The sequence below is a fragment of the Streptomyces sp. NPDC107528 genome, from assembly GCF_055639295.1.
This window is the reverse complement of sequence record NZ_JBVKAV010000012.1, coordinates 293,378-302,921: the sequence shown is the minus strand read 5'-3', so window position 1 is coordinate 302,921 and position 9,544 is coordinate 293,378. Positions and strand designations below refer to the sequence as shown.

The window sequence follows — 9,544 nt, the reverse complement described above, 5'->3', positions numbered from 1 at the left end:
GCAGCCGCCTACCGGCGGGGAGAGCGACTGCCGTGGCGGCAATGCGGGCAGCGCCGGCCGGACTGGCGGCCGGGGGCGGCGGCGAGACGGCCACGGCTTCAGCAGCGAGCGGCGGGGCCCGCATTGACCTCAGCAGCGAGCAGCGGCGGGGACGGGAGCGGCCTCAGCAGCGAGCAGCGGGGCGCGGCAATGACCTCAGCAGCGAGCAGCGGCGGGCGCGGCACCGGCCTCAGCAGCGAGCAGCGGGGCGCGGCAATGACCTCAGCAGCGAGCAGCGGCGGGGGCGGGAGCGGCAATGGCCGCAGAGGGCCGGGCCGACGGCGAAAGCCGCCACGTCTTCGGAAGCCTGAGCGGCAGCGGGAGCCATCACGGCTTCTCGGGCCTGACGGCAGCGGGAGCCGCAACGGCTTCTCGGGCCGGACTGTCAGCCGGAGCCACAACACTTCACGGGGCCCGGCGCGGCAGCCGGATCTGTGCGGCGGCCGGGAAAACCGCTTGCGTCCGGCCACGCTACGACGCGAATCTGTCACGGTTTGCTGCTCCGCGGCGCCGATCCGCCGAGCGCTGCCCGCTCCCCGTATCGGCACCCGACCCGCACCTCATCCCCATCCCTGATCCCCCCACTGACACGAGCCACTGGGACGTCATGCAGATTCAAGACCTTCCGTATCCAGATCCAGGTGTGCCGGACGCACGCTCGGGTCCCCGATTCCTGTGGTGGCTCTTCCGGAACCAGCTGGACGGACAGCTGAAGGCCCTGGCCTGGGGGCTGCTGCACTTCCTGTCCGTCTCCGCGCTGCCGTTCTGCGTCGGCGTCGCCGTACAGGCCGTCGTCGACCGCTCCGGCACACAACTCGCCCTCGCGGGCGGCCTGTTGGTGCTGTGCTGCATCGGAAACGCGCTCGGCGACACCTTCCTGCACCGCACCGCCGTCACCAACTGGATCACTGCCGCCGCCCGCGTCCAGCAGGTACTGGCCCGCAAGGCCGCACAGCTGGGCTCGGCACTGACCCGGCGCGTCGCGGCCGGTGAGGTCGTGGCCGTCTCCACCGGTGACGTCGAGAAGATCGGCTGGTTCGTCGAGGCCTGGTCACGGTTCACGGCGGCTGCGGTCACCCTCGTGGTGGTCTGCGTCGGCCTGGTCGTCTACCAGCCCGCGCTCGGTGTGGTGATCGCCGTGGGGCTGCCCCTGCTGGCGGTCGCCGTGCTGCCACTGCTGCCCCGGGCGACCCGACGCGCCGACTTCCAGCGCGAGAAGGCGGGCCGCGCCACCGAGCTGGCCTCCGACACCGTCGCCGGCCTGCGCGTTCTACGCGGCATCGGCGGCGAGGAGCTCTTCCTCGACCGCTACCGCAGCGCCTCCCAGGAGGTACGCCACGCGGCCGTGCGCAGCGCCCGGATGTGGTCCCTGATCTCGGCGATCCAGGTTCTGTTGCCGGGGCTGCTGCTGATCGCGGTGGTCTGGTACGGCGTCCACCTGGCCCGCCAGGGCAGGGTCACCGTCGGCGAACTGGTCACCGTCTACAGCTCCGTCATGATCCTCACCTATCCGCTCCGCCACTTCGAAGAGATCGCGATGGCCTACTCCTTCTCCCGGCCCTCGGCCCGACGGGCCGCGCGTGTCCTGTCGCTGGAGCGGGTCACCGACACCGACGGGTCCCGTGACTGGTCCGAGATGCCCTCCGGGGATCTGTACGACCCGGCCACCGGACTGCTCGCCCTCTCCGGCCGACTCACCGCCGTGGTGTGCGGCGACCCGGACGCGGCAGGACGGCTGGCCGAACGGCTGGGCGGACACCCCTCGGAGGAGGGCGCGTCGGTACTCCTGGGCGGTGTCCCGCTCGACGAGTTGCCGCTCGACAACGCCCGTACGGCCGTCCTCGTCCAGGACAAGGACCCTGTACTGCTCTCCGGGACACTGCGCGAACTGTTCGACGTACCCAGGTCCGGCGACGTCGGTGCCGAGGAAGCGCTCGCGGCGGCGCAGTGCGAGGACGTCCTCGCCGCCTTGGTCCAGGGATCGCTCGACACCGAGGACCCGATGGAGGCCCGCATCACCGAGCGCGGCCGGTCCCTCTCCGGCGGCCAGCGCCAGCGCATCGCGCTCGCCCGGTCTCTGGTCACGGACCCGGAGGTACTCGTCCTGGACGAGCCGACCTCGGCCGTCGACTCGCACACCGAGGCCCGAATCGCCGAGGGTGTGCGGAACCTGCGGGAGGGGCGCACGACCGTGGTCTTCACCTCGTCGCCCCTGCTCCTGGATCGCGCCGACCGGGTCGTGCTCGTCCACGAGGGCGAGGTCGCGGTGGTCGGCGTGCACCGCGAACTGGTCCACGCCGAGCCGCGGTACCGGGCCGTCGTGACCCGGGAGACCGAGGAGGAGGCAGCCCGCGACGAGGCACTGCCCGAAAAGGCGGCCCGCCAGAGCGGATTGCGCGAAGGGTCCGCCCTCAATGACGTCCTGAAGGAACTGGAAGAGATCGAGGAGTCGGCATGATCGGCGTTGCGCCACCGGCGTACGACCCGGCGGCCCCGACGACGGCGAACACGCTGCCGGTCGGCGCCCCCGCGACCGTGCGCGCCTATGTCGTCGAGTTGTTCCGCCGGCACCGCCGTGCCTTCGTGATCCTCGTCGTCGTCAACACGGTCGCCGTGGTGGCCTCCATGGCGGGGCCATGGCTGCTGGGCGGGCTGGTGGAGCGGGTGTCGGACGACACCCGCTCCGGCTCCGGCTCCGGCTCCGGCTCCGGCACCGGCACCGGTGAGCTTCATCTGGAGCTCACCATCGGCCTGTTCGCGGTCGCCCTGCTTATCCAGGCGGCTTTCGTCCGGCAGGTGCGGCTGCGCGGCGCGATGCTCGGCGAGCGGATGCTGGCCGACCTTCGTGAGGACTTCCTCGTACGGTCGGTCGGCCTGCCGCCCGGTGTCCTGGAGCGCGCCGGGACCGGTGACCTGCTGTCCCGGATCACGACGGACATCGACCGGCTGGCCAACGCGATGCGCGAGGCCGTGCCCCAGCTGGCGATCGGCGTCGTGTGGGCCGCCCTGCTGCTGGGCGGGCTCGTCGTCACCGCGCCGCCGCTCGCCGCCGCCGTGCTGCTCGCCGTGCCGCTGCTGGTGGTCGGCTGCCGCTGGTACTTCAAGCGTGCGCCCGCCGCCTATCGCTCGGAGGCCGCCGGATACGCCTCCGTGGCCGCCGCGCTCGCCGAGACCGTGGACGCCGGGCGCACCGTCGAGGCCCACCGCCTCGGGGGACGCCGGGTCGAGCTGTCGGAACTGCGGATCAAGCAGTGGACGGCGTGGGAGCGCTACACACTCTGGCTGCGGTCGGTGCTCTTCCCGGTCATCAACGTCACGCATGTGACCGTGCTCGCCTCCGTTCTGATCATCGGCGGGGTCTTCGTCCTGCAGGGCTGGATCGGGGTCGGTCAACTGACGACGGGTGCGCTGATCGCCCAGATGTTGGTCGACCCGGTCGGGCTGATCCTTCGCTGGTACGACGAGCTGCAGGTGGCCCAGGTGTCGGTGGCCCGGTTGGTCGGGGTCCGCGACATCGAGCCGGACGCCGGGGACGCCCGGCTGGCGCCCGACGGCCGCGACGTGCACGCCGACCGGGTGCACTTCGGCTACCTGGAGGGCGTGGACGTGCTGCGCAAGGTCTCCCTTGAGGTCGCCCCCGGCACCAGGCTGGCGCTGGTCGGCCCCTCGGGTGCCGGCAAGTCGACCCTGGGCCGGCTGCTCGCGGGCATCTACGCACCCCGGGACGGCCGGATCACCCTCGGCGGGGCCGAACTGTCCCGGATGACCGCCGAGCGGGTCCGCTCCCACGTGGCCCTGGTCAACCAGGAGCACCACGTGTTCGTCGGCTCCCTGCGCGACAATCTGCTGCTGGCCCGCACCGACGCGACCGACGCCGAGCTGTGGGCGGCGCTGGGCGCAGTCGACGCGGACGCGTGGGCCCGTGCACTCGAGGACGGCCTGGACACCGAGGTCGGTTCGGGCGGATTCGCGCTCACTCCCGCCCAGGCCCAGCAGATCGCGCTGGCCCGTCTGGTGCTGGCCGACCCGCACACGCTGGTCCTGGACGAGGCGACCTCGCTCCTCGACCCCCGCGCGGCCCGCCATCTGGAACGCTCCCTGGCCCGCGTCCTCGACGGCCGCACCGTCGTCGCCATCGCCCACCGCCTCCACACCGCCCACGACGCGGACGTCATCGCCGTCGTCGAGAACGGCCGGATCAGCGAGCTGGGCAGCCACGACGAGTTGGTCAGGGCGGACGGGGCGTATGCGGCACTGTGGCGGTCGTGGCATGGGTGAGCGCAAGGGTGAGCGCATGGGTGAGCAGGTGGGACGGGAGGAGGGGAGGCCGACCGAGCCGCGGGGCCCGGAAGGCTGATCCCGGGTATGCCGCCGGCTGAGCGAGGGGCGTGGGCTGCCGGGCAGGGCGGGTAGGCAGGTCAGGCCGGTCGGGCGGGCGCGCGGAATCGGACGGGCGGGCGGATTCGGACGGGCCGGGGTCGCTGGCCGGTGGGCCGAGTGAGGCCAGATCCTGTTTCACCGACTGAGAGCGCGCAGGCTGAGCGGGGTGGCTTGGCTGACTGGAGCGGGAAGCGCGGTCCGTGGGCGCCCGGTGTCGGGAGCCGGGGCACCGGACGGGCCGGGTGGACAGCCGGGACGGGCTGGGCCACCGGGCCACCAGGCCACCAGGCCACCGGGCCACCGGGCCACCGGGCCACCGGGCCACCGGGCCACCGGGCCACCGGGCTGGAACGACCGGCGCCCGGGTAGGGCGACCGTCGCCCGGAACCCGGGGCGGGGCAGTCGGGGCCTGCTCCTTCGCAGGCGGGGCGGATGTGGGCCCGGGTCCACTCGGCCCCCGTGCGACGGGACGATCTGGGGGCACGGAGATCCGGAGTCCCAGCCGTGGCCCCATCCCACCGCACCGGAGCGCAGCCGTGCCGTTGCGCCGGGGTGAAAAGGGGTGGAAGGCTGGATAACGGCACCGGTTCGGGGAGCACCCGGGAACCACGCGGTTCGCGCCGGGTGCGGCTTGTGCCCCGCGCCGCGGCGGCCCGCCGTCGCCCGCGGTGAGTTCGGGCCCGTCCCCACCACCTGGAGGTACCCGTGAACAGCGCCGACGGATGGGGTGACGACGTCTACCAGCCCGACGCATCCGATCAACGCGAGGACACAGGGCTGCTCGACGCCGAGGACACCCTCGAGAACGACGGCGTCGACGACCCCCTGGACCGCGGCTGGTCCCCTCCGGAGCGACCCTGGGCGGTGGAGCACGCCGGTGTCACGGCCGCCGAGCGCCACCAGGGCGAGACCCTCGACCAGCGGCTCGCCGAGGAGCAGCCCGACCTGGCCGCCCCCGACGGCGACGGCCTCGGCGACTCCGAGGGCACCGACGGGGAACTCGTCGACAACGAGGTCGGCGCCGCCCGCTCCGGCCGCCTCGTCGCACCCGACGAGGGCGTCCACGAGGACGAGGAGAGCGCGCTCGTCGCGACGGACGTGGGTATCGACGGCGCGGCGGCGTCCGCCGAGGAGGCCGCCATGCACATCGTCGACGAGGACACGTACGGCTGACCCCCGCGGTCCCTGCACGGCTGATCCCCGCAGCCCCCGGGCCACTGTCCCCGCGCCTTTGGCGTCACGTCGTCGGCCCTTGCCGATGCCGCAACACGAGGAGCTCGCATGCAGCAGGACAAGCACCCCGACTACCACCAGGTCGTCTTCCGTGACCGCGCCGCAGGCTACGCCTTCCTGACCCGGTCCACCGCGACCAGCGACCAGACCATCGACTGGGACGACGGCGAGACCTACCCGGTCGTGGACGTCGAGATCTCCTCCGAGAGCCACCCCTTTTACACCGGGAAGGCACGGACGGTGGACTCCGAGGGCCGGGTCGCGGCCTTCGAGCGGCGTTACGGCGGCGGAGCCTGACAGGGCGGCGGAGCCTGACAGGGCGGCTGATCCGCAGAGCACACCCGGGTTCCGGCCCGTCCCGTGGCCCGACCGGTCACGGCGGGCCGCAGGCCGATCACCGGCGTCACGACCTCGACGCCGCCGCCCGCTCAGATCACGTTGAGTGCCGCCGCGCAGCCCACCCCGCCGAGCAACATGAACACCGGCATCAGCACCTTGAGCTCGACCCAGCTGCCCGCCCGGAACCGCATGGCCTTCGGCGGACCCAGCGGGTACCAGCGCTTGCGGCCCACCGGAATCGGCCACAGGATCGGGCAGCCGGACACCGTCAGCGCATCGCCGATGTCGTGCACCAGCGCACCCAGCACGATCGGCAGCCCCAGCCACAGGTACTCCTGGCCCGGCGCCGTGAACAGCCAGTCCGAGCCGTTGCCCGGCTTGTCCAGCACGCCCGCGAGGATCCACGCGCTGGTCGCCGCCAGCAACCAGACGAGGACGTCGGCGCTGGAGCCCCGGGTCGCACGCCACAGCAGGCCCTCGATGGCCAGCACCATGTGCGCGAACAGGATCGCCAGCACCGCCCAGCGGCCCCCGGTGATCGCCAGGGCGGAGGCGCCCCCGCCGATCATGACCGCCCACAGCCAGGTGTGCGTGAGCGTCCGATGCCCACCGGAGCGCCGCGGGTCGCCCTGCTTCTTCGTCGCCTTGTAGACCGCGTACGACAGCTTGTCGACGATCTCGCACAGCCAGCGCGACAGCGGACCGAAGGCCCGCGAGATGGTCGCCGCCTTGTGGTCGAGGTCCGGGGCGAGGGCGGCCCCGGCGCAGATCAGCGCGCCGGCGAGGAGGACCGGCCAGGGCATTCCGTGCCCGGCAGCGGCGGCCGCCGCTCCGACGCCGAGCCAGGCGGCAGCGCCCGACAGTGAGTGTGCTGGTCCCATCATCGGTGTTGCCCGCCCCATTCCTCGTGTGCCGCTGTCCAGTTGACCGGGTTCGCTGACGCGTCGTCGGCGACACAGCGTAGCGTTCGCGATCTTCGCGCCCGCAGCCGATTCCCCTCTGGGCCAGGACGGCAGGCAAGATGGGTGGGTGACCCTCATCGATCAGCTGCCGCCGACCGCCGACCCCGACGCCCTCTACGAAGCCTTCGAGTCGTGGGCCCAGGAGCGGGGTCTGACTCTGTACCCCCACCAGGAGGAGGCGCTGATCGAGGTGGTCTCCGGCGCGAACGTGATCGTGTCGACGCCCACCGGCTCCGGCAAGAGCATGATCGCCGCAGGCGCCCACTTCGCCGCGCTGGCCCGGGACGAGGTCACCTTCTACACCGCTCCGATCAAGGCCCTGGTCTCGGAGAAGTTCTTCGAACTGTGCAAGATCTTCGGCACCGAGAACGTCGGCATGCTGACCGGTGACGCGTCCGTCAACGCCGACGCTCCCGTCATCTGCTGCACCGCAGAGGTGCTCGCGTCGATCGCCCTGCGCGACGGCAAGCAGGCGGACGTCGGCCAGGTCGTCATGGACGAGTTCCACTTCTATGCGGAGGGGGACCGCGGCTGGGCCTGGCAGATCCCGATCCTGGAGCTCCCGCAGGCGCAGTTCATCCTGATGTCGGCGACGCTCGGCGACGTCTCGATGTTCGAGGAGGACCTCACCCGGCGCACCGGGCGCCCGACCTCGGTGGTCCGCTCGGCGACCCGTCCGGTGCCGCTGTCCTACGAGTACAAGCTCACTCCGCTCACCGAGACCCTGACCGAGCTGCTGGAGACCAGGCAGGCGCCGGTCTACATCGTGCACTTCACCCAGGCTCAGGCCGTGGAACGGGCGCAGGCGCTGATGAGCATCAACATGTGCTCGCGCGAGGAGAAGGACCAGATCGCCGCGCTGATCGGCAATTTCCGCTTCACCACCAAGTTCGGCCGCAACCTCTCCCGTTACGTCCGGCACGGCATCGGTGTCCATCACGCCGGGATGCTGCCGAAGTACCGGCGACTGGTGGAGAAGCTCGCGCAGGCCGGTCTGCTGAAGGTCATCTGTGGCACGGACACGCTCGGTGTGGGCGTCAACGTCCCCATCCGCACGGTGCTGTTCACCGCTCTGACCAAGTACGACGGTAGCCGTGTCCGTACCCTGCGCAACCGGGAGTTCCACCAGATCGCGGGCCGCGCCGGGCGCGCCGGCTTCGACACGGCGGGCTTCGTCGTCGCCCAGGGTCCCGAGCACGTCATCGAGAACGAGAAGGCGCTCGCGAAGGCCGGCGACGACCCGAAGAAGCGCCGCAAGGTCGTCCGCAAGAAGGCGCCCGAGGGCTTCGTCGGCTGGACGGAGAACACCTTCGAGAAGCTCATCAGCTCCGAACCGGAGCCGCTGACGTCCCGCTTCCGGGTCACGCACACCATGCTCCTGTCGGTGATCGCCCGACCCGGCAACGCCTTCGAGGCGATGCGGCACCTGTTGGAGGACAACCACGAGCCGCGCAAGCAGCAGCTGCGGCACATCCGGCGCGCGATCGCGATCTACCGTTCGCTGCTGGACGGCGGCATCGTCGAGAAGCTCGACGAGCCGGACGCCACGGGACGCATCGTCCGCCTCACGGTCGACCTCCAGCAGGACTTCGCGCTCAACCAGCCGCTGTCCACCTTCGCGCTGGCCGCGTTCGAGCTGCTGGACCCGGAATCGCCCTCCTACGCCCTGGACATGGTGTCCGTCGTCGAGTCCACCCTGGACGACCCGCGGCAGATCCTGGTCGCCCAGCTGAACAAGGCGAAGGGCGAGGCCGTCGCCGCGATGAAGGCGGACGGCATCGAGTACGAGGAGCGCATGGAGCGCCTCCAGGACATCACGTACCCGAAGCCCTTGGAGGAGCTGCTCTTCCACGCGTACGACACGTACCGCAAGAGCCACCCCTGGGTCGGCGACCACCCGCTGTCGCCGAAGTCCGTCATCCGGGACATGTACGAACGGGCCATGTCCTTCACGGAGCTGGTGTCCTTCTACGAGCTGGCCCGCACCGAGGGCATCGTGCTGCGCTACCTCGCAAGCGCCTTCAAGACCCTCGACCACAACATCCCCGACGACCTCAAGTCCGAGGATCTGCAGGACCTGATCGAGTGGCTCGGCGAGATGGTGCGCCAGGTCGACTCCAGCCTGCTCGACGAGTGGGAGCAGCTGGCCAACCCGGAGGAGATGACCGCCGAGGAGGCCCAGGAGAAGGCCGACGAGGTCAAGCCGGTCACCACCAACGCCCGCGCCTTCCGCGTCCTCGTCCGCAACGCGATGTTCCGCCGCGTGGAGCTCGCCGCCCTCGACAACGTCGAGGAGCTGGGCGAGATGGACGCCGATGCCGGCTGGGACGCGGATGCCTGGGGCGAGGCGATGGACAAGTACTGGGACGAGTACGAAGACCTCGGCACCGGCCCCGACGCTCGCGGCCCCAAGCTGCTGGTGATCGAGGAGGAACCGGCGAACCGTCTGTGGCGGGTCCGCCAGATCTTCGACGACCCGAACGGCGATCATGACTGGGGCATCAGCGCGGAGATCGACCTCACTGCCTCCGACGCGGAGGGTCGCGCCGTGGTCCGCGTCACCGACGTAGGCCAGCTGTGAGCACAGGAGA

At 71.5% G+C, this 9,544-nt stretch carries 6 protein-coding genes; 5 read left to right on the top strand and 1 reads right to left on the bottom strand.

The window, feature by feature from the left end:
* Nucleotides 1-646 precede the first annotated feature (646 nt).
* The 4 genes from ACZ7L5_RS34685 to ACZ7L5_RS34670 all read left to right on the top strand — a co-directional run bounded on the left by ACZ7L5_RS34685 (nt 647) and on the right by ACZ7L5_RS34670 (nt 5,949).
* Nucleotides 647-2,497 (top strand): ABC transporter transmembrane domain-containing protein, encoded by a 1,851-nt coding sequence (locus ACZ7L5_RS34685; RefSeq protein WP_471521917.1) that lies wholly within the window; start codon nt 647-649, stop codon nt 2,495-2,497.
* Nucleotides 2,494-4,317: an ABC transporter ATP-binding protein gene (locus ACZ7L5_RS34680; RefSeq protein ID WP_471521916.1), complete on the top strand. Its 1,824-nt coding sequence runs from the start codon at nt 2,494-2,496 to the stop codon at nt 4,315-4,317. Before ACZ7L5_RS34685 ends, ACZ7L5_RS34680 begins: the two co-directional genes overlap by 4 nt.
* Nucleotides 4,318-5,124: 807 nt before the next feature.
* Complete coding sequence (locus tag ACZ7L5_RS34675) at nt 5,125-5,592, top strand: DUF5709 domain-containing protein (RefSeq protein WP_471521914.1); 468 nt, start codon at nt 5,125-5,127, stop codon at nt 5,590-5,592.
* A 108-nt stretch (nt 5,593-5,700) separates the two neighbouring features.
* A complete protein-coding gene (locus ACZ7L5_RS34670; protein WP_363038550.1) occupies nt 5,701-5,949 on the top strand; it encodes a type B 50S ribosomal protein L31 in 249 nt (82 codons plus the stop codon).
* A 131-nt stretch (nt 5,950-6,080) separates the two neighbouring features.
* On the opposite strand, the gene ACZ7L5_RS34665 is transcribed toward ACZ7L5_RS34670, so the two are convergent.
* Nucleotides 6,081-6,875: a metal-dependent hydrolase gene (locus ACZ7L5_RS34665; RefSeq protein WP_471521912.1), complete on the bottom strand. Its 795-nt coding sequence runs from the start codon at nt 6,873-6,875 to the stop codon at nt 6,081-6,083.
* 145 nt (nt 6,876-7,020) lie between these two features.
* Between ACZ7L5_RS34665 and ACZ7L5_RS34660 the strand changes: the two genes are divergently transcribed.
* Nucleotides 7,021-9,534 (top strand): DEAD/DEAH box helicase, encoded by a 2,514-nt coding sequence (locus ACZ7L5_RS34660; protein ID WP_328883214.1) that lies wholly within the window; start codon nt 7,021-7,023, stop codon nt 9,532-9,534.
* The last annotated feature ends 10 nt before the right edge of the window (nt 9,535-9,544 follow it).

What these genes read in the sequence shown, in the direction of transcription:
- ACZ7L5_RS34685 (WP_471521917.1), top strand. Translation starts at nt 647, where the DNA reads ATGCAGATTCAAGACCTTCCGTATCCAGATCCAGGTGTGCCGGACGCA.
- ACZ7L5_RS34680 (WP_471521916.1), top strand. Translation starts at nt 2,494, where the DNA reads ATGATCGGCGTTGCGCCACCGGCGTACGACCCGGCGGCCCCGACGACG.
- ACZ7L5_RS34670 (WP_363038550.1), top strand. Translation starts at nt 5,701, where the DNA reads ATGCAGCAGGACAAGCACCCCGACTACCACCAGGTCGTCTTCCGTGAC.
- ACZ7L5_RS34665 (WP_471521912.1), bottom strand. Translation starts at nt 6,875, where the DNA reads ATGATGGGACCAGCACACTCACTGTCGGGCGCTGCCGCCTGGCTCGGC.